This window comes from Paenibacillus sp. J2R1T-4, assembly GCF_059692235.1.
In genome coordinates, this window is record NZ_JCAUBA010000024.1 from 93,254 (window position 1) to 114,412 (window position 21,159).

Annotated in this window: 13 protein-coding genes; 11 read left to right on the plus strand and 2 right to left on the minus strand. The window is 48.5% G+C overall.

Features of this window, described 5'->3' with window-relative positions; translation table 11 throughout:
* From pheT to AC58QD_RS28530, 4 genes are all read left to right on the plus strand, one after another.
* Positions 1-2,445, plus strand: a complete 2,445-nt coding sequence (pheT, locus tag AC58QD_RS28515) for a phenylalanine--tRNA ligase subunit beta (protein ID WP_497338443.1) — start codon at positions 1-3, stop codon at positions 2,443-2,445.
* 130 nt (positions 2,446-2,575) lie between these two features.
* Positions 2,576-4,843, plus strand: a complete 2,268-nt coding sequence (locus AC58QD_RS28520) for a hypothetical protein (RefSeq protein WP_497338444.1) — start codon at positions 2,576-2,578, stop codon at positions 4,841-4,843.
* An 11-nt stretch (positions 4,844-4,854) separates the two neighbouring features.
* Positions 4,855-5,412, plus strand: a complete 558-nt coding sequence (locus AC58QD_RS28525) for a CvpA family protein (protein ID WP_497338445.1) — start codon at positions 4,855-4,857, stop codon at positions 5,410-5,412.
* Entirely contained in the window at positions 5,405-6,460 is a 1,056-nt protein-coding gene (locus tag AC58QD_RS28530; RefSeq protein ID WP_497338446.1) for a DUF1835 domain-containing protein, read from the plus strand. Before AC58QD_RS28525 ends, AC58QD_RS28530 begins: the two co-directional genes overlap by 8 nt.
* Before the next feature lie 288 nt (positions 6,461-6,748).
* On the opposite strand, the gene AC58QD_RS28535 is transcribed toward AC58QD_RS28530, so the two are convergent.
* Positions 6,749-7,213 carry a cupredoxin domain-containing protein gene (locus AC58QD_RS28535; RefSeq protein ID WP_497338447.1) on the minus strand — a complete coding sequence of 155 codons (465 nt, stop codon included), beginning with the start codon at positions 7,211-7,213 and terminating at the stop codon, positions 6,749-6,751.
* Positions 7,214-7,392: 179 nt separating this feature from the next.
* Complete coding sequence (locus AC58QD_RS28540) at positions 7,393-7,758, minus strand: phage holin family protein (protein ID WP_497338448.1); 366 nt, start codon at positions 7,756-7,758, stop codon at positions 7,393-7,395.
* 221 nt (positions 7,759-7,979) lie between these two features.
* On the opposite strand from AC58QD_RS28540, the gene AC58QD_RS28545 reads away from it, so the two are divergent.
* The 7 genes from AC58QD_RS28545 to cysK all read left to right on the plus strand — a co-directional run bounded on the left by AC58QD_RS28545 (position 7,980) and on the right by cysK (position 21,000).
* Positions 7,980-10,346 (plus strand): endonuclease MutS2, encoded by a 2,367-nt coding sequence (locus AC58QD_RS28545; RefSeq protein ID WP_497338449.1) that lies wholly within the window; start codon positions 7,980-7,982, stop codon positions 10,344-10,346.
* A 168-nt stretch (positions 10,347-10,514) separates the two neighbouring features.
* Complete coding sequence (locus tag AC58QD_RS28550) at positions 10,515-11,192, plus strand: PspA/IM30 family protein (protein ID WP_497338450.1); 678 nt, start codon at positions 10,515-10,517, stop codon at positions 11,190-11,192.
* 95 nt (positions 11,193-11,287) lie between these two features.
* Positions 11,288-11,707, plus strand: a complete 420-nt coding sequence (locus AC58QD_RS28555; RefSeq protein ID WP_497338451.1) for a DUF350 domain-containing protein — start codon at positions 11,288-11,290, stop codon at positions 11,705-11,707.
* Between the two features lie 103 nt (positions 11,708-11,810).
* Entirely contained in the window at positions 11,811-12,332 is a 522-nt protein-coding gene (locus tag AC58QD_RS28560; RefSeq protein WP_497338452.1) for a hypothetical protein, read from the plus strand.
* 233 nt (positions 12,333-12,565) lie between these two features.
* Positions 12,566-18,514 (plus strand): hemoblobin-interacting domain-containing protein, encoded by a 5,949-nt coding sequence (locus AC58QD_RS28565; protein WP_497338453.1) that lies wholly within the window; start codon positions 12,566-12,568, stop codon positions 18,512-18,514.
* A gap of 150 nt (positions 18,515-18,664) precedes the next feature.
* The gene (locus AC58QD_RS28570) at positions 18,665-19,984 is read left to right on the plus strand and encodes an MFS transporter (RefSeq protein WP_497338454.1); all 1,320 of its coding nucleotides are present in this window, start codon (positions 18,665-18,667) and stop codon (positions 19,982-19,984) included.
* Between the two features lie 89 nt (positions 19,985-20,073).
* Entirely contained in the window at positions 20,074-21,000 is a 927-nt protein-coding gene (gene cysK / locus AC58QD_RS28575; protein WP_497338455.1) for a cysteine synthase A, read from the plus strand.
* The last annotated feature ends 159 nt before the right edge of the window (positions 21,001-21,159 follow it).

Consider the following 21,159-nt stretch of genomic DNA (forward strand, 5'->3'; position numbering starts at 1 on the left):
ATGAAAGTATCCTATAAATGGCTATCAGAATACGTGGATTTGAAAGATTATACAGCCGCTGATCTAGCGGAAAAGCTGACACGCAGCGGGATCGAGGTTGACGTAGTTGAGAATCGCAATAAAGGCGTGGAAGGCGTAGTAGTAGGATTTATCAAATCACGGGAGAAACATCCCGATGCGGATAAATTAAGTGTATGTATTGTTGACGCAGGCCAAGGAGAAGATTTGCAAATCGTTTGCGGCGCATCTAATGTGGCAGCTGGACAGAAAGTTCCTGTAGCCGTAGTAGGAGCAACATTGCCGGGGGATTTCAAAATCAAGAAAGCGAAGCTGCGCGGCGTTGAATCAATGGGGATGATCTGTTCAGCCAAGGAACTGGGACTGAACGACAAGCTGCTGCCAAAAGAAATTCAAGAAGGCATTCTCGTGCTGCCGGAGGATACGAAGATCGGAGCATCGATTCTAGACGTTCTGGCAATTGACGATGAGGTGCTGGAGCTCGATCTAACCCCTAATCGCTCCGATTGCTTAAGCATGCTGGGCGCAGCTTACGAGATAGCTGCCATTCTTGGGCGCGATGTGTTGCTTCCTGACAGTGAACAAGGCTTACACCAATCGTCGACGCGAGCAGCCGACCACGTGAGCGTCCGCATCACCGCGGCCGAGCAGTGCTCGCACTATGCGGCACGCCGCATAGAAGCAGTCCACATCGGCGCATCGCCGCTGTGGCTGCAAAATCGCTTGATGGCGGCGGGTGTTCGCCCCATCAACAACATCGTCGACATCACGAATTACGTGATGTTGGAGTACGGGCAGCCGCTGCACGCCTTTGATGCCGACAAGCTGACGAACGGCCAGATCGACGTGCGCCTGGCGCACGACGGGGAGCGCCTCGTCACGCTTGACGATTCAGATCGCGAGCTTGCGCCGCACAATCTGTTGATCACCGACGGCGTGAAGCCGGTGGCGATCGCAGGGGTGATGGGCGGCGCGAATTCCGAGGTGACGCCGCAGACAACGACGCTCATCCTGGAGTCCGCGCGTTTTGCAGGCGGCTCCGTGCGGAAGACGTCGCGTCAACTCGGTCTGCGCTCGGAAGCAAGCGTGCGTTTCGAGAAAGAAGTGAACCCGGAAGCGGTCATTCCTGCCTTGAACCGCGCCGCTTCCCTGATCGCGCGCTACGCTAGCGGACATGTGAACGAAGGTATTGTGGAAGCACGCACAAGTGAGCCTCAGCCGGTTGCGATTGAGCTGCCGCTTGTCAAAATTAACAATTATCTAGGTACGGAGCTAGCCCTGCTGGAAGTGAAGGTTATCTTCAATCGACTTCATTTCACCTATGAGGAAATAGCTGAGGAAACTTTGCTGGTCCAAGTGCCTTCCAGACGAGGTGACATTACACGTGATGTCGACCTGATCGAAGAAGTAGCTCGCTTATATGGCTATGACAATATTCCAACAAGCTTGATTCAGGGTGTAACAACACCAGGCTCGCTCACACGCGAGCAGCAGATTCGCCGTGAGCTTCGCTCGTTGCTTACAGGGAGCGGCTTGCATGAGGTGAGCACCTATTCCTTTACCCATCCCGATCAGATTACGCAGTTCCAAGGCATGTACCCGCAGGCGCATCCTATAAAGCTAGGTATGCCGATGAGTGAGGAACGGAGTACACTGCGTACCAGTCTGATTCCGCATCTTTTGGACACGGCTGCTTACAATCGGAATCGGAATACGAACGACGTAGCCATATTTGAAATTGGAAAAGTATTTATAACCAAGGAAGAACAACTGTCTACTCTGCCGGAGGAGAAGTTGATGCTGGGTATTCTGTGGACAGGGAAAATAAGCGGAGAATATTGGGGCGGTAAAGCTCCAGCCGTTGACTTCTATACCCTCAAAGGGATATTCGAGAAGGTAGTTTCTCATCTGGGAATTGAAGGGATTCGCTTCAAAGCAGCACAACCGGAAGGTTTCCATCCAGGCCGCACGGCTGAGATTACAATTGAATCCGATCGGGGTGTTATTGGGGTAGGCCGCATGGGTCAACTGCATCCTGCTCTGCAGCTAGCCAAAGATTTGGAAGATACGTACGTACTTGAAATCGAGCTGCAGCCTTTGTTTGACTATGCAGATTTCACGATCGCTTACGATCAACTTCCTAAATATCCTGCCATTGGCAGAGATATGGCGATTGTTGTGAATCGTGAGGTTCCTGTGGGCAATCTGGTGGCAACCGTGCGAGAAACAGCGGATGCCTTGCTGGAATCGATTGAAGTGTTCGATATTTATACAGGAGAGCGTCTGGGTGCGGATAAAAAGAGCGTCGCTTTTGCTCTAGTGTACCGTCACAAGGACAGAACGTTGACAGATGACGAAGTTGGAGAGCTGCATGGCTCTGTAGTGCGGGTTCTGGAAGAAACATTCAGCGCGGAGCTTCGCAAATAGGAAGGAAATATGGCCGGTCACATCGAATGTTATATTCTAACGCGATGAACCGGTCTTTTTATTCATACAGGCCTCTCGCGAACGAACGATTCCGGTTACCCGGGACGGCAATGGAAAGGTAGGGCCTCTCGTGAAAAATAACGATAAAATACGCGTTTCGGTTGATATATACGGAGTCACTTACAAGCTCCTGACAACAAATAGCATTGGATATGTGCGACGAGTAGCCCAACAAGTTAATGATCAGATGCATCAAATCGCCCAAAGCTCTCACCGGCTGGATATGCCACGGATTGCTGTGCTTGCTGCAGTAACAATGGCAGATGAGGCTCTGAAGATCCAGGCCGAGATGGACAAGGTCACCTCAGAGTTACAAGAAGCGAAGCTTCTTAAGCAGGCTTACACCGAGCTGGAAGAGAAGTCAGCTGCCCGGCAGGTTGAGCTTGAAGAACAGTTGGCTCAAGCGGTGGAGCGGGAGCGTAAGCTGGCAGAAGAGCGGGAGCAACAGTTGGGGCTCGCGAAGGCAGAGAAGCTGGAGCATGAGCAGCAGGCTGGACAATGGCGCGAGCAGGAGCAGCGCTTGACGGAAGAGTTGGCTGCTCTGCAGCAAGCAAACCAGAAAGCGCAGGAGAATAGCCATTCCCAACATGAACTATACCTGGAACGGGAGAAGCAGTTATTAAATGATTTGCATGAGCAGCAGGAAGCCCTGCAGCAGCTGCAGGAGGAACACCGCCGCTATCAGCAATCGCAGGGTGAGCTGTTAAGAGCAGCAGAACATGAGCTGGCGGAGAACAAGCGCAAACGTGAGGAATTAGATCGTGAAGCAGTACGTGTGCGTGCCGATCTATCTCGCAGCCGTGCGGAATTGCAGGGAGTCCGCGCCGATCTTACGAATAACCGCGCAGCCTTGAATGGTGTGCAAGCCGAGCTAGAGCGGAGCCGCGAGGAGCAAGGCGAGCTGATGCGAATCAGCGAGCAGGTAGCGAGTGAGCACAAGCGACAGCTAGAGGAACTCGAGCAATCCGCTGCGAGCAAACAAGCGGAGCTAGAGCAGGAGGCAGCGAGCAAACAGGCTGAGCTGTTGCAGGAGGCAGCGAGCAAGCAGGCTGAGTTGGAGCGGGAGGCGGCGAGTAAGCAGGCTGAGTTGGAGCGGGAGTCAGCGAGCAAACAGGCTGAGCTGCTGCAGGAGGCAGCGAGCAAGCAGGCTGAGTTGGAGCAAGAGGCAGCGATCAAGCAAGCCGAGCTCGAGAGTGCAATTGCGAGCGTGCGGGACGAGCTTGAGCGGAGTCGCGAAGAGCTTGCAAGTGAAGCGGCGAGCAAGCAGGCCGAGCTCGAGAGCGTAATAGCGAGCGTGCAGGGCGAGCTTGAGCGGAGTCGCGAGGAGCTTGCAAGCGAAGCGGCGAGCAAGCAGGCTGAGCTCGAGAGCGTAATAGCGAGCGTGCAGGGCGAGCTTGAGCGAAGTCGCGAGGAGCTGCGGGGTAAGCGAGCGGAGCTCGAGAGCTTGACGGCGAGTTCGCAAGCGGAGCTGGCTCGAACCCGCGAGGAGCTGCGCACCACCCAGGCAGAGCTAGAGCTCACACGCGCGGAGCAGAATGACCTGCTGCACACCAGTGATGAGCTGCTGCAGCAAGTGGAATCGGAGAAGACTCAATTGCAGCGGGAGCTTGAGCAGCAGACTCATGCCCAAGAGTTGAAGCGTAAGCTGGCAATAGAGCAGGAGCAGAAGCTGTTGGATAACTTTGTTGCTCAGCAGGAAGCTCATAAGCTTGAACTAACTGAGTATGAGAGCCGTGCGTCACAAGCACGGGATCAGCTCAAGCTGGAACTGCAGCGAACGCAAGAGGAGTTGCAGCGCGAACGGAAGAACGTTCATGATCGACAAGAGGACATACGCAAGCTTGAAGCCGTGCACAAGGAGTCGATTGCACAGGCAGGGGCGCGATTGACAACAGAGCGCGATCAAGCTTTAGCGGCCGAAAGGTTGAAGCTTCGAGAGGCGGAGCAGCAATGGAAAGCTTCGCAAGCTGAGGTTGAAGCGTCCTGGAGATCGAAGCTGCAGCAAGCTGAGGAGCAGTTGCATGAAGTGCTGCTGCAATCCGAGCGTGCAGAGTCGCGCATGCAAGCGATGCAGCAGCAGACAGACAGCTGGCAGGAAGCAGCCGCTGCTCAGGCCGAGTCGCAATGGCTTGAACGTTTCGAGGAAGCAGAGAAGGAATGGAGCGATCAATTAACACAAGCGAAGCAACGTGAGCATGAACTACAACAGCAGCTGGAGAGTGCGGCAGCAACACAAGGTGATTCAGAGCTCGAAGATAAATATCGCAAGCTTGAGATTGAGTATTCCAAGCTCAAAGTCGAGTTTAATGAATGGTTACAAATCGTTGGAAATGATTAATAAGGTGACACATGCATACTAACAATCTGTTGGATGTAATCGTCGCCGTCACTATAGCGGGCGCAATCTTCCTGGGATATTACAGGGGGCTTGTCGCCCAGCTTGTTTCTATCGCCGGTTTTTTTGTCGCTTATGTGATTGCTTTTATTTTTTATGATGAACTTGCTTCTGGGTTGATCCGAATTATGCCTCTTCATGCATTTCAATCTATCGAGCAGTATGCATTTATAATCGAGGGCTTGAATCTGGATGTCTATCTCTATAACGCGATCAGTTTCACACTATTATTCGTTATCACCAAGGTTGGGATGACTTTCCTGGGCAGGGTGCTCCATCTGTTTACCAAGGTGCCTGGAATCAAGTTGATCAATAAGTGGTCGGGAGCAGCTCTAGCTTTGCTGGAGGCGGTTCTGCTTATTGTCATCGCTGTGCATGTTATGAGTGCACTCCCTTCCCCAAAAGTTCAAGCTGTATTGGTAGAATCAAAGTCTGCTGCATTTATTATGGAACATATGCCTGATGCTGCCCTGAAGCTTAAAGAGCTATGGGGTGCCGGGTCCGATGCCTGAGGCAATGCGAGAGGAGTGGATGGCAATCAATACCTCAAAACAGCTGCATATAGTTAATGGAGATTCAGTGGGAGAGAAACTAATCGGCAGACTGGCTGAAGGCAGTGACATACTCGTATGGCGTGAAATTTTGACATTTGGCCCCGTTTTTGAGCATTTATCGGATTTGTCCAATGGTTTGCATACACGTGCATCCTTTTTGCATAGTACGCTAGGTATTCCGGTGAATCTATACATAGACAATGTGACTGCTCAACATGCGACCCTGCGAAAAACAGATTCATACGATGAGATTATTCTCTGGTTTGAGTATGATTTGTTCGACGTTACGATTCTTATGTATTTGCTTCATTGGTTTTATGACAATAAACTCCCTTCTTCCAAGCTGCAATTGTTATGGATCGGAGCATTTCCAGGGAAGCCGAATTTCAAAGGACTCGGAGAATTGTCGAGCGAACAATTGCTGAGTCTCATCGACACTTGGCACGAGGTCAGTGAAGAAGAACTGCGTCTTGGTTCGGAAGCATGGAAGGCTTATACATCTTCTGATCCAATGAAGGTACAGCATTTACTTGATACGAACACAAATGCTCTCCCGTTGCTTCATGCTGCTTGGTCCGCACATCTGCAGCGATTTCCTTCGGTTGACACCAACCTTAATCGAATAGAGGCCGAGATAGTCCAAGTTATTAGGGATCATCACAAGCTTAATCCGGTGCAGTTGTTCCAAACCGTCACTGATCGACTTTCGATTTATGGTATGGGTGACCTGGAATTTTGGCAGGTACTCAGAGCTATAGAAGAGAGACTCGTTAGTATCGATCGAAAAGGTGCTGGAGGCGGCTTTCCCGACTTCCAGACACCTGCTCCCGCCAACTTCCGAGAGTGGAGCATCACTCTCAGAATGGAAGAGGCTAGCTCAGTAGGCGATCACATCTCTTATGGGAACTCACTGGCGCATCGTTCAAATTTTCTTGGCGGTGCCAATTGGGTTGGCGACAGTCCTTGGGTATGGGATCAAGAGATCGGTCGGTTGAGGAGGAGATAGGCAAAAACTTTGAACCGCCGGCAAGCGCCGCTTCGCGATCTGTAAAGCGGCTTTTCCGCTTTAGAGCCGCGCCAGGCGCCGCTTCGCGAACTGCAAAGCGGCTTATCCGCTTTAGAGCCGCGCCAAGCGCCGCTTCGCGAACTGCAAAGCGGCTTTTCCGCTTTAGAGCTGCGCCAAGCGCCGCTTCGCGAACTGCAAAGCGGCTTTTCCGCTTTAGAGCCCCGCCAACCGCTCCAAATACAAAAGGACAGCCTACATAAGTAGACTGCCCAATTATTATCATAATGCTTAAGCTTCAACGACAATTTTAGCTTTCATAGTCGTATGTCCATTACCGCAAGGAACGCTGCATTGAATTTCGTATGTGCCGGCTTTCTCGAATTTGTACTCAACTGTTTTGTTTGCGCCAACGTCCAATTTCAAATCCCCATTACCCTTGACACCATGAACGCCATCCGTGCTAGTTAACGTTACTTTATAGGTTTCCCCAGCTTTCACTTTGTATTCCGCGGAATCAAACTTCCAGTTGGTAGCTGTAATTTTCAATTCCTTGCTTGAGGAAGACGCTGGTGTTGCAGATGCTGATGATGATGGTGATGCAGACGCTGTAGGCGAAGTGCTTGGTTTAGCTGAAGGTGATGCTGCAGTGGTTGGAGATGGTGATGATACTGGTGTGGTTTCTTCTTTCTTACTGCATGCCGCGATTGCGAAGATCACGGTTAGTGCCATGATTGCTACGATTAACTTTTTCATCAATACCCCTCCATTATGGATAAAATATACAACGATTACTCTCTAATAGTATACAATAATAAAGCAAATAACAAAGTGTCATTCCTGTGAATTTCTGGTTAACGTTTTGTATCAAACGGCAAAAAGCTTGACACTAGGTGCCAAGCTTCATTGCTGTGGAGCCGCATTGTAACGACTAACTAGGTCGCGTTTTTCTCGCGTTTGGTTGAGTCGAATGGGGTGCTGACTGGAATGAACAAGTCGACAATCCCGATCACAAGAGCGGCAAGAATTGCGCCTATTATAGACACGGATACCCCGCTTACGATGAACTGTGCGAACCAGATAATGGCCGCACTTGCCAGAAATCCGACAATCCCGCGCCCGAACGGCGTAATTCGTTTGCCGAAAATCCCTTCAATTATCCACCCAACTACGGCGATAACAAGTGCCAAGAAGAATGCGCTCCAGAACCCTCCGATACTGAAAGCCGGCACAATCCATCCGACGACCATTAGAACGATTGTAGCAACGACTAAGCGAACAAGATGGCCAAGAAAGTGCATGATGGTACCTCCCTTCCCTGATTTGCTACGGTTTTGTATGAGAAGCAACATGCCGTTCGTTAATAGTGTTTGCTAAATCATCGGAAGTATTAATCCCACATGTCGGCAAAAATAGTTATACATGAACAGGGGAATGGCAACGTCAAACCCCATCGGCTATAATAGACGGATAGACCAACATGCAAGTGGTTTTTGTTAAGTTTAGGAAGGGGTTCTTACTTTTGAATTCAAAAATTTTACATACATTGGAGTTTGCCAAAATTACTCGTCGATTGACAGAGCATGGAGCAACTTCCCTTGGAAAAGCGTTAGCAGAGGAGCTTAGCCCAAGCTCGGATCTCGATACTGTCAAGAGGTTGCTCAAGGCTACAGATGAGTCGGTGAAAGTGGATCGTTTGAAAGGCGGTGCCCCTTTTGGAGGGATCCGCGATGTCAAACCTGCTTTACAAAGAGCTAAGATCGGCGGAATGCTGAACACAACGGAGCTTCTAGACATTGCTAATACAGCGTTTGGCGGACGAAGATTGAAACGCTTCCTGCAGACGGTCCATGAGAATGACGCAATCCCGAGTCTGGTATTAATGACGGAAGGGATCGGCGATCATTCGGAAGTGGATCAAGCGATTAAAGCGTGCATAGACGACCAAGCGGATGTGATGGATAGCGCGAGCCCGGAACTTGCCAAAGTGCGGCAAGAGCTTCGAACAAGCGAATCGAGAGCACGTGACAAGCTGGAGCAGATGATTCGCACCTCCTCGATTCAGAAGATGCTGCAGGATTCATTGATTACGATTCGTAACGACCGATATGTAATTCCGGTCAAGCAAGAGTACCGCAGTAATTTTGGCGGCATTATTCACGACCAATCCGCTTCTGGGGCGACCTTGTTTATTGAACCTGAAGCAGTGGTTACGTTGAATAACAAGCTGCGTGAGCTCAAGCTGCGCGAAGAACAAGAGATTGAGAAGATACTGCTTCGGCTTACTGCCATCGTTGCGGAGTTTGCGGATGAACTTAGGTACAGTGTAGAAGCTATTGCCGAGCTGGACTTCACTTTTGCCAAGGCAGGGCTCGCCAGGGAATTGAAGGCTACGCTCCCGATGATGAATGATCGGGGCTTTATCAAGATCAAGAAAGGCCGTCATCCGCTTATATCAGCTGGATCGGTCGTTCCGCTAGATCTGGAGCTCGGAAATCAATTCTCCACCATTATTGTGACAGGGCCTAATACAGGGGGGAAAACCGTTTCCCTCAAGACTGTAGGACTGCTTAGCTTGATGGCGATGTCAGGCTTGTTCATTCCGGCTGAAGACGATAGTCAAATGTGTGTATTTGATGCCATTTTCGCCGATATTGGGGATGAGCAGAGCATTGAGCAGAACTTGAGTACTTTCTCCAGTCACATGACGAATATTATTAGCATTCTTAGAGATATGACTCCGAAAAGCTTGGTACTGCTGGATGAGCTGGGTGCCGGGACGGATCCTTCCGAAGGGTCTGCACTCGCGATTGCTTTGCTTGAGGATATTCATCGTCTCGGATGCCGAATTATAGCGACGACGCATTACAGCGAGCTGAAGGCTTATGCTTATGAGCGTAAAGGGATCATCAATGCGAGCATGGAATTTGACGTGCAGACGTTAAGCCCCACCTATCGTCTGCTGGTTGGTGTGCCTGGACGAAGTAATGCTTTTGCGATTGCAGAGCGGCTTGGTCTGGCACGGCGTATTATCGAGACAGCGCGTGGACATGTCGGCGAAGACGACTTGCGCGTGGAGTCGATGATCGCCTCGCTGGAGGCGAATCGAGCGACCGCGGAGGCGGAGCGCCGCAATGCCGAGCAGCTGCGCGGGGAGGCGGCTTTGCTGCGTAAGCAGCTCGAGGAGGAGCAGCAGCGATTCCGGGAGCAGCGCGACAAGCTTTTGGCGCGCGCGGAGCAGGATGCGCGCGATGCTGTCGCCAAGGCGCGAGCCGAGGCGGAGGAGGTTGTGCGCGAGCTGCGGCGGCTTGCGCTCGAGGAGCGCGGCAGCGTGAAGGAGCACAAGCTGATCGACGCCAAGCGGCGTCTTGATCAGGCGGTGCCGGAGCTGCGCGACAAGCAGCAGCAGAAACAAGGCTCTGCGAAGCGGAATGCGGAGCAGGTAGAGGCTGGCGACGAGGTCAAGGTAATCCATCTTGGACAAAAGGGCCATGTTGTGGAGATTGTTAACGACAAGGAAGCAATGGTTCAGATCGGCATTATGAAAATGAAAGTAAAGCGGGATCAGTTGGAGCTGATCAAGGCTGCGCCTGTGAAGCAGGTACAGCAAGTTACTGCAACCGTGAAGCGCACACGGGATGACAATATTCGTACTGAGCTTGATCTTCGAGGTTCTAATCTAGAAGAAGCCATTGTAGAAACAGACCGCTTTCTGGATGAAAGCTTTTTGAATAACTTAGGACAAGTTTTTATTATTCATGGCAAGGGAACAGGCGTCCTGCGCACGGGGCTAACGGAATATTTCCGCAAACATAAACATGTGAAAAGTTTCCGTCTTGGGAATTACGGTGAAGGTGGTATCGGGGTAACTGTAGTTGAGCTGGAATAGGGCAAGTTTGTAAATTTTCAACTTCATTTGAAACCGATGAACGCATTTTGCGTATGAAATGGATGTAACCGAAACAACGACGCGCGTTGAAAAACCAGGTCACTTACAAGACTTACTCAGACTCACGAAATGAATCATAAACCACAAATATGCGGGAGGAAACAAACAATGGGAATTTTCAAGAGATTGCGTGATTTGACAATGGCTTCAATTAACGACATGCTGGACAAATCCGAAGACCCGGTCAAGATGCTGAACCAATTCCTGCGTGATATGGAAGAGGATATTCTGGAAGCGGAAGCGGCTGTAGCGAAGCAAATCGCGATTGAGAAAAAATTCAAGCAGCAGACTGAAGAAGCACAAGACTTGGTATCTCGCCGTGAAGAGCAGGCCTTGAAAGCTTTGGAGCAAGGAAATGAAGATCTGGCCCGCCGTGCTCTGCAGGATAAGAAAGAGCATCAAGCCCGTCTGGATGAGTTCAAGAATCAACATGCAGTCGCCAAGACGAATGCGGATAGACTTCGTGCACAGCTCACCGACATGAAGGAAGAGTTCAATAAGATGAAGTCCAAGAAGGATCTGCTTGTTGCTCGTGCTGAGGCTGCCAAAGCTCAGAAGCATATCAATCAAGCGATGTCCGGCTTCGGTACGGATAACGCGGCCAAAGGCTTCGATCGTATGAGTGAGAAGGTGCTTCAGCTGGAAGCCGAAGCGGAAGCTAGCAATGATATCCGCGCCTCAAGCCGCTCTCTCGATGATGAGTTGAGCCAACTGGATAAGACCGGCGGAGTGGAAGATGAGATGGCGGCTCTTCGCGCCAAGCTGGCAGAGAAGAACAAAATCTAACATCGAACCGAATATGGTATAATGGTGTTCAAGAGACTTTGGAAGCTAAGCTTTCCTAGTCTCTTCAGCCATTTGAGAAGGGACGGCTGATTTCGATGGTTGAGGAAGTGGATGTATTAATGGCGAACCCGTATTTAGAAACACTAGCTTTTTTCTCTGTAGCAATCCTGGCACTGATTGTTTTTTTAGCTATATTTGAATTTGTAACCCGTTACAATGACTGGGCCGAAATTAAAAAAGGAAACGTATCGGTTGCTATGGCGTTGGGCGGGAAAATCTTCGGGATTTGTAATATTTTCCGGTTTGCCATTTTGAACAATGATACGATTCTTCACTCCTTGATTTGGGCAAGCTTTGGTTTTGTATTGTTGCTTGTGACGTATTTTATATTTGAATTCCTGACACCAGTGTTCAAGATCGATCAAGAAATTGAGAAGGATAACCGGGCGGTAGGTTTGTTGTCGTTACTCCTTTCGGTGTCCATATCTTACGTAATTGGAGCGAGTGTGATTTAATATGAAATATTTGTGGGGCATCTTGTTTTTTCTCGCTTTTGTGTTTTTTGCAATAGGCGTGTATTATTTACTGTAATAAATGGATAATTGGAGGGCTTGAGGCATGAGCGATCAACAAACCACGATTTGTCCTTGGTGCCAAACCGAAATCGCTTGGGATGAAGATTTGGGACCAGAGGAACAATGTCCCCACTGCCTTAATGAGCTCAGCGATTATCGCAGCGTGTCCCTGTTCGACGATGACGGCGATCAGTCGGGGGTAGCTGAGCATGTACAAGCGCATGAACTTACAGGATCTGGCCTTTCAGATGCGTCATTAGATGATGATTTGTATGCCATGTCAGCTTACGAGGTCGCGTCGCGGCAATTGCTTGATCGTCAGGAAGTGCTTGCGGATTGTGTGACATGCGGCCAAGAGATGATACATATAGGTCAGCTTGCGCCAAGTGACATTGTGAAGCAGCCCATCTCGATGGCGGAATGGAAACGGCCGTTGTTGGGCGGAAAGATTCATCTGGACGCTTTCTTATGTCCTACATGTTTCCGAGTGGAGACGAAGCTTACAGATCCGGCAAGAGTTGAATTTGTGAAGCAATTAAGCCAGCAAGCAGAGGAAGAAAGTTAGTTTTCTGATCCAGTCTGGAAATTGGAACCGCCAGTCGCTAAGCGATTTGGCGGTTTTTTGTTGAATCAATTGGTGTATACCCCATGCCTACTCGCGATTGGAATTGGTTTCTCCTACTTCTTTAGATGTAATGAAGCCGTGTTTACAAACACAATTTGTAAGACCTTTGTAAGATCGATTCGCTATACTCCTCAAAGATATAAGAAATTATGCCTAAATAAGGAGGAGTTTAATTGTTTACGCGGAGCAGAAAGAAGTACAACAGTTTGATCTTAATACTCACACTCTTGATCAGCATGTTATCTCCGTTCCATGCTTATGGAAGGGAGCCGAACCCGGCCGGAAGTTCAAAAGCGCTGGGGTTACCGTCAAAACTTCAGGACTTTGGTACTAGTCGCAAATCTTCGTCTAATGGCAATTTTATCATTTACACGAAAGCAGGAGCGGATTGGTCAGAAGTAGACACAATTCCTGCCGATGAATTTCTGAAGGACTATACTGCAAGGCTGAAAGCCATATTCCCGGTCGATAGAACAGTAGATGTCAAAATAGTAAAACAAGGCGGCGGTGCTGCCTACCTTGATTCCGTCTTACTGGGAGAGAAACCGCCAGTTTCCATAATTTCAGAAGAAAGTGAAGCTGCGCTGCGTAAGCTCTCCAACAAAGACTTGGATGTGCTCCCGATCGACGAAGACGGGATGGAGTTCACATTCTCAACAGCGGGTTCCAATAACCGACTGTCTCTGACTGGGCGAATTGAAGCGGAAATAATTAGCACAACTCCTTTTCATTTCCCGGCTAGGGAGAAACAGAAACGCACAGACCATAGCTCTCGCTTCTATACATATAAGCTTAATTCAGAGCAGGTGAGTGTAGCAATTAACGGTAAATTTGAGCAACTATACGCACGGCAACCTTTGTTCAAAGAATTAACCAAGCCTGCTTCAGGTCATCCGGATGGCTACACGTATGGCTGGGTTGCGAATGATGCGGAATATTTATATGCGATCATCGATTTCACTCCCGATAATACGATGGACGGTGATAAAGATTACGCGAAAATAAATATTAATACCAGCCTCGGGGTAAAGCAGTTTAAGGTTTCAGTGCCTCAACAGGAATGGGGGCAAGCATTTTTTACGTATACAGACAAAGTAACCTATCAGCACAAAGTGTACGGATTTAAAATTCCTCTAAGTGAGCTGGGACTATCCTCTGCTGAGCCTGGTACAAGTATTGAACTAGCAGTTGAAGCTTATGGAACGGCCGCTCAAAATGCTATCCAAGAAACCGCTGCTGTTCATAATTCTGAAGGTCATACTTATTTGGTCGTTACGAATGAAAGCGTAGACTGGTTCAACAATCAGATCACGGGCCAATTGTATCGGGAGGACGGAACCCTAAGCGACGTAGCAGCCTTCGGCATTGGTGCATCCGGTGGATACAAGTATAGCGTCAAAGTAGTACACAACAGTTTCAGTAATGAGTTTTTGGTTGTGTGGATTGAGGAAACGAGCGATGGCGAGATTATTCGTGGTCAATTAATTAGCGCGGAAGGTGAGCCCGGAGCAGTATGGACACTATCCGATGCTAATGACGAGCTTTCCCGATATTCAGTCTCCGCAGCCTATGACAGCGATCAGCATCGGTATTTGGTGGTCTGGTCAAATGACGATGTGAATGAAGACGATGTTCACGGAAGATTTGTTTCTAATGAGGGAATAAATGATGAATTAATTGAACTGACAACTGGAATTAACGCTCAATCTCCCGACCTCGCTTACAACAGTCGGAATAAGCAGTTTCTTGTTGTATGGAGAGAAGATGTTAACATAATCGGTCAAATGGTAAGTGGAACTGACAAGATTTTAACGGGTACTCAAATAGAAATTAGTGCGGGTGAAGATATTAAGCATAGACCTTCAGTGGCTGCCAACAGCTCAACCGGAACGTTTCTGATCGCTTGGGATACAGATAGAGTCCTGGGTACTGAGATTGCAGGACAGTTGGTTCATGCAGACGGTACGGTAAATGGATCCACTGACAATCCTATCCAAATTACCAATAGTTCAGGGGACCTCGACTTAGCGGATTTAATCTATGATGAATCATTTAACCGATTCGTGGCTGTATGGGAAGACTACACTAATGAAGATATTTACGGCATGATTATTCATTCCAATGGTTCACTGGCTGAGCATTCCTTTATAGTCACGGCTGGAGCTGAAGAGGAAATTTTGCCTTCTGTAGCTTCTAATTCCGGCAATAGCAATTTATTGATCGTATACGAGGCGTCTTCGCAACTTAAGACCCAATTAATCGTTGATCCTGCAGCTACGATCGTTGAACTTTCATCTGAAGTGCCCAATAACATCCAGTTAATGGTAAGTTATTCTTACGAATTGCCGCTGGATGTAAAGTATTCAGATGGAACGATTCGCGCTGTGAATAATGCTGCTTCAACCGTAGTTGAATCAGCAGATGACACCATTGTTTCCGTTAATGGAGCTACTTTATATGCTGAAAGTACGGGGAGTACGGATATAACGGTTACTATACAGGAACAGCTAATCGCTACAGTCAGCGATGTAACTGTTATTCCCGCTTATCATTACCCAAAGGTAGCTTATGATGCTGACCACAATCGTTATCTTTCCGTATACAGTAAATTATCGAAAGATTGGGATCCAGATGTGTACGGTCAATTTTTGCTTCATGATGGTACTCCTTCTGGTCCTGAGTTCGCAATATCCGATGCTATGGGTGATCAGGGCATTCCAGTTGTTGCTTACGACAAAGAGGATCAGACCTATCTGGTTGTCTGGGTTGATACAAGGAAATACGATATTAGTGGTTTCGATATTTACGGGCAATATTTAGATGCATTCGGCTCACCAGTAGGCACTAATTTCGTAGTCTCAGAACATACATCCGAGCAATTCTCACCTACTATTGCTTACGATAGCACGAACCACCAGTTTCTCGTAGCTTGGTCAGATGATCGCATCGATTCAGATAACAGTGACATTTATGGAAGAGTGGTCCGGGGATATCAAGATATGGATAATGAGATGGCTATTTCTTCCGCGGCTCTGAATCAATCTAGTCCTGCTCTTGCTTATGATGCTGATAACCGCCAATTCTTAGCAGTATGGTCTGACGAACGTGGGGGTGCATCTTCCGGTGTTATTTTTGCGCAGACTTTACATGAAGATGGAACGGCCAAAGGCAGCGAAATTCAGGTTTCCGCCGCCAGTGATTTACAATATGTTCCGAAGGTGTCCTATGACAGTGAGAACAGCCAGTTTTTAGTAACTTGGCTTGATTTCCACGAAGATAACGCTGGGGTTTACGGTAGATTGATTCAAGCTAGGGATCGTACGCTGAAGTCATCAGGGATCACGGTTGCATTATCCAACATTTCTCCGGAGGTTACGGATCACTCAACGGTTTATGATTCTCACAATCACCGATTTGTGGTGACCTGGAATCAAGCGTCCGATGAGTCCATTCGTTCCACATTCGTGGATCCTAATGGAGTGGTGGCAAACGAGATTTCCCTAGTATCTGCTGGCAGTAAATACGTCCCGAATGCCGCTTATAATACCTCCTGCGGAAATACGCTTGTCTCTTACATGAACTATAACGGGGATGAAGCCATCTCCGAGCTTGTTTACAACATTGTCGGTGATCCCTGCGGTACTCTGACAGGCATTAAGTTCACGCAAAGCCAGTACTCGGTTACGGTTGGCCAAATGATTCAGTCCGTAGTGCAGGCCACATATTCAGGAAGTCCGTCTATAGATATAACTTCTGGCGCTCACTTTTCTTACGACAATCAATACATTTCGGTTGATCCTCATACGGGAGTTATTACCGGATTAAAGGGGGGCACCACCGGCCTGTCAGCTATATATGGCGGTAAAATAACAACAGCACTGATTACCATTACGGAGCTGCCGGTGACAGGCTACCATATCTTCGGCGATGTATTATTGAATGGAGCGGCCAAAGAGGGTTCAGTGGTAAGCATAGGCAACTCGAGCGGGACCGTCATCAGCGCTGTCTACGGAATGGATGGCAGTACGGCTGTAGGAAGATATGGAGTGACAAGCAAAAATATAAGTCAGAATGAATATGCGACGGACCGAGTGCATTATTATTTCGACGTTCCCCTCGACTTCGGATCTTATACGATCACTGCATCAAACGGGAATCTCAAAGGAACGGTAAGTTCAGCGACCTATTCAGCTTCTGCGATTCAAGCAACTATTGATTACGGAGTAAGTGCAGGCAGGTACTTCTTGAATTCAGTCGAAGAAATAACACTCTCTAAATCTACACCGCCTTCACTGACCGCTGATACAACCGTCAATTCACTCGGCTCGGACATCGACCTTACCTTCTCCGATGATGCAGCATGGCGCGGGGCGATCACCGACATTCTCGTAGACGGCCAGAGCGTAACGAATGCGGTGTACAGCATAGCAGCTGGGAAAATCACATTAGCAGGCCATGTATTCCCGTCTGTGAAGACATACTCCATTACGATAAAAGCAACTGACTTCACGGACGCATCTATTAATCAAGTTATCGCTCTTAGAATACCACCAACACTTACGGCTGATACGACCTCGAATATAGTTAACGCGTCTGTAGATATAACTTTCACCGATGACACAACGTGGCGTGGAGCAATAACAGGTATTCTGGTAGATGGTCAAAGTGTAACAAGCGCGGTATACAGCTTAGGAGCTGGCAAGCTCACAATAGCAGGCAGTGCTTTTCCAACTGCGAAGTCATACACAATAACTGTAAAAGCAGCTAACTATACGGATGCAGCAGTGAATCAGACAATAACTGCTCCGTCTTCAGGCATCACTGCTCCGATTTCTTCCGTACCGACCAACAATGATATTCAAGATGGCGAGAACGGCGTAACACTAGGCGATGGCGCCGCAAAAGTAACTCAGGAAACAACCCCTGACGGTCAAAATGTTACTAAAGTAGACTTGGATGCAGAGAAGCTTGGCGAAGCATTCGGATTACTTGTAAACAAGGACCAGAACGCGCAGGTCGTTACAGTAGAAGTGAAAGGAAATGACCCTGTAGTAAAAGTGGTTCTGCCAGGTGATTCTATCATTAATGCAGCTAATACAACTCCTGATGCGGTGGTTGTCATCAAATCTGGCGCGGCTAGCTACAGCCTTCCTGTCGGATTAATCAACGATGCAATCGCCAAAGAACTGGGCAGGTCTGCTGCGGACGTGAAGGTAAATGTGACGATGGCAAAAGTATCGGGAACCAAGGCTCAGTCGATCCAGCAAAAGGCACAGGAATCCGGACTGCAAATCGTCGGCACACCGATTGAGTTCACTATTACTGTAGAAGCAGGCGGTAAACAGACTGAAGTAAACAATTTTGGCACAACCTATGTGACTCGAACACTTGTACTTACGCAGACCGTGAACGGCTCAGAATATACTGCAGTCGTCTATGATCCAGTGACAGGTGATATGGCATTCGTTCCTGCTGAGTTTATAACGGTAAATGGGCAAACGATCGTATCGATCAAGAGGAACTCCAACAGTGTGTACACGATCGTACAGTCGAAGAAATCATTTCAGGATATCACGAAGCACTGGGCACTTGCGGATATTGAGCTTTTAGCATCGAAGCTGATTATCCAAGGCCAAAGCGATACGTCCTTTGGTCCAGACAACAGCATTACCCGTGCAGAGTTCGCGGCGCTGCTTGTAAGGTCGCTTGGTCTGAAGGAAGACAAATCGGGAACTAAGTTTAATGATGTCACAGAGGATCAATGGTTTGCAGGGGCGATCGGAACGGCAGCTAAAGCCGGTATCGTGGAAGGGATGGAAGACGGTTCGTTCCGTCCGCACGCTAATATCTCTCGCGAGCAAATGGCCGTCATGATCGCAAGAGCTGTCAAAGCAGCCGGTCACTCGATCGATATCGGCAGCAAGCAAACGCAAATACTGAGCGTCTTCGCTGATCGCGGCTCGATCAATAGTTGGGCACTGACTGCGGTCGCACAAGCGGTTCAGGCGGGTATTATTCAAGGCATGTCTGCGGATACATTCGTTCCTTCCGATAACGCGACACGCGCACAAGCTGCGGTTATGCTGAAACGGTTCCTGCAAGTCTTGAAATTTATTAACTAAACACCTTAGGAAAGGCGTTGGGGCCTAGCATCCAACGCTTTTTTTCTTCTGTCTGGGGAGATGGAAATAATTCGGAGGCATGTTTCGGGAAGAGTAGGGAACGTTATTAGAAGTCCTCGTGGCAATTCATATAGAACATAGGTGATCTTCATGCACACGAAAGAACGGCTCTTTCCCCAATGGACGGCTCGTGACCGCGACGAGCACAATGGCCAGAGCGACTTCCGGCAAAACGAAGGACAAGAGAAGCAAGGTAAGTCCAAAGCTAAACCTCGTTTGAACAAGCAGGCATGGTTATTACTTTTCGTGATTGGGCTATACGGAGCCGCAAATGCTTTGTCAGGTACATTTGTTAATGTTTATATTTGGAAGGTTAAGAATGATTTTGTACTAATTGGTTGGTTCGCCTTCACGCACCAGATCGCAATGGCGATTACGTTCTTTTTTGCTGGCAAGTGGGTTAAGGAAGGCAACAAAATGATAACCTTACGGCTTGGAGTAGCGTTATCTGCAGTATTCTACTTGCTAGTCCTGTTTCTAGAAAGGGCAGCAGCAGATTGGATTGTGCTGCTAGGCTCTTTACAAGGGCTATCATCAGGCTTGTTCTGGTTAGCCTTTAATGTGGTGTATTTCGAAATTACGGATGCCAATAATCGAGACCGATTCAATGGTGTGGCAGGCTTATTGGGTTCCGGAGCGGGAATGATTGCCCCGTGGATATCGGGATTCGTCATTACTCGCCTACCTGGTTCGGTCGGCTACCGATGGATCTTTGCAGTTTCCTTGGGCGTTTTTGTGTTAGGCGTAGTGACAAGCTTTTTTCTTAAGAAACGTAAGGTTGAGGGGACTTATGAATGGCTGTTAACCTACCGTGCGCTCCGACAAAAGGAAGGACCTTGGCGCAAAGTATTTGCTGCTCTTGTTGCACAAGGTGTAAGGGAGGGTGTGTTTGGTTTCATTATTGGTTTGATGATTTATATGGCCACTCAGAATGAGATGGATATTGGCAATTTCTCTTTGATTACATCGGCTGTCGCGCTTGTCAGTTTTATGGTTGTTGGCCGGTTTCTGAAGCCGAAATGGCGCAAATGGAGTATGTTGCTCGGGGTCACGATGATGATTGTCGTCATTATCCCATTTTTCTGGTCTGTTAACTATACTGTTTTGCTAATATTTGGTATTGGAATAGCTTTGTTTATTCCCTTGTATACCATTCCTATGACTTCGTCGGTGTTTGATATTATTGGCCGTGATGAAAAGAGCGCAAGTCAGCGAGTGGAGTATGTGGTATTGCGGGAAACAGGCTTGAATTTAGGCAGAATGTCAGGTACCTTAGTGTTCATTTTGGTCATATCGCTTGCCCCTTCCTCACCACAGGCTCTAAACTGGTTATTGCTTGGTATTGGCAGCTCGCCCCTGTTCGCTTGGTGGTTTATGAGGAATCAGCTCACCCTTAAGTCAAAGGGGTAAATTCCGATAACCTTACAGAGGAAATAAGCGGAACCCTATGATATAATGAGGGCATTACTTCAAGGGATATAGGGGAGAGGTGCGGTCATATGAATCGTAGAATGGTGCATGATGTAACAGAGCTGATCGGGGACACACCTGCAGTCAGGCTTAATCGATTGGTTGGCAAGGATGACGCGGAAGTTGTTGTGAAGCTGGAATACTTCAATCCGAGCCGCAGCGTGAAAGATCGCGCGGCTTTTAATTTGATTGCGCAAGCTGAGTTGGATGGCCGATTACAACCAGGAGCAACCATTATAGAACCGACGAGCGGCAACACGGGAATTGGTCTTGCCATGAATGCGGCTGCTAAAGGCTATAAAGCGATCATGGTGATGCCGGACAATTCAACCAAGGAACGAATTACTATTCTTAAGGCGTATGGAGCTGAAGTCGTACTTACTCCCGCTAGTGAGCGGATGCCAGGGGCAATCCGCAAGGCAGAGGAATTGCGGGATCAAATTCCAGGAAGCTTCATACCTCAGCAATTCGAGAATCCAGCGAATCCTGATATCCATAGAAATACGACGGCCATAGAGATTTATGAGCAGATGGAGGGAAAGCTGGACGTATTCGTTGCTACCTCAGGAACGGGCGGCACGATTACTGGTACAGGAGAGAAGCTTCGTGAGCTGCTGCCGAATATCGAAATTCTGGTGGTTGAGCCGCTTGGTTCACCCGTACTATCAGGCGGTCAGCCTGGGCCGCATAAGCTGGTAGGGACGAGTCCGGGATTCGTGCCGCCCATCTTAAACACTTCGATCTATAACCGTATCATTAAAGTTGCTGATGAAGATGCTATTCAGACAACTCGCGATCTGGCAGCGAAGGAAGGAATCCTGGTTGGACCCTCTGCAGGTGCTTCAGTATGGACGGCCTTACAGGAAGCCCGCCGCCTCGGGGCTGGTAAGCGTGTGCTCTGTATCGCACCGGATACAGGGGAGCGGTATTTGAGTATGGGGATATTCGGTCAGTGAACTATGAAGGATTTTATAAATAACAAGTTTTTTGGGTGGAACCGATGGTTTGCTCTTCTGTCAAGAAAGTAGACCCCCCTAACTCAGGCAACGTGTCTGTAGTACTCCTGTTCGAAGCGCATCGGTGACATGTAGCCAAGGGTGCTGTTGGATCGTTTT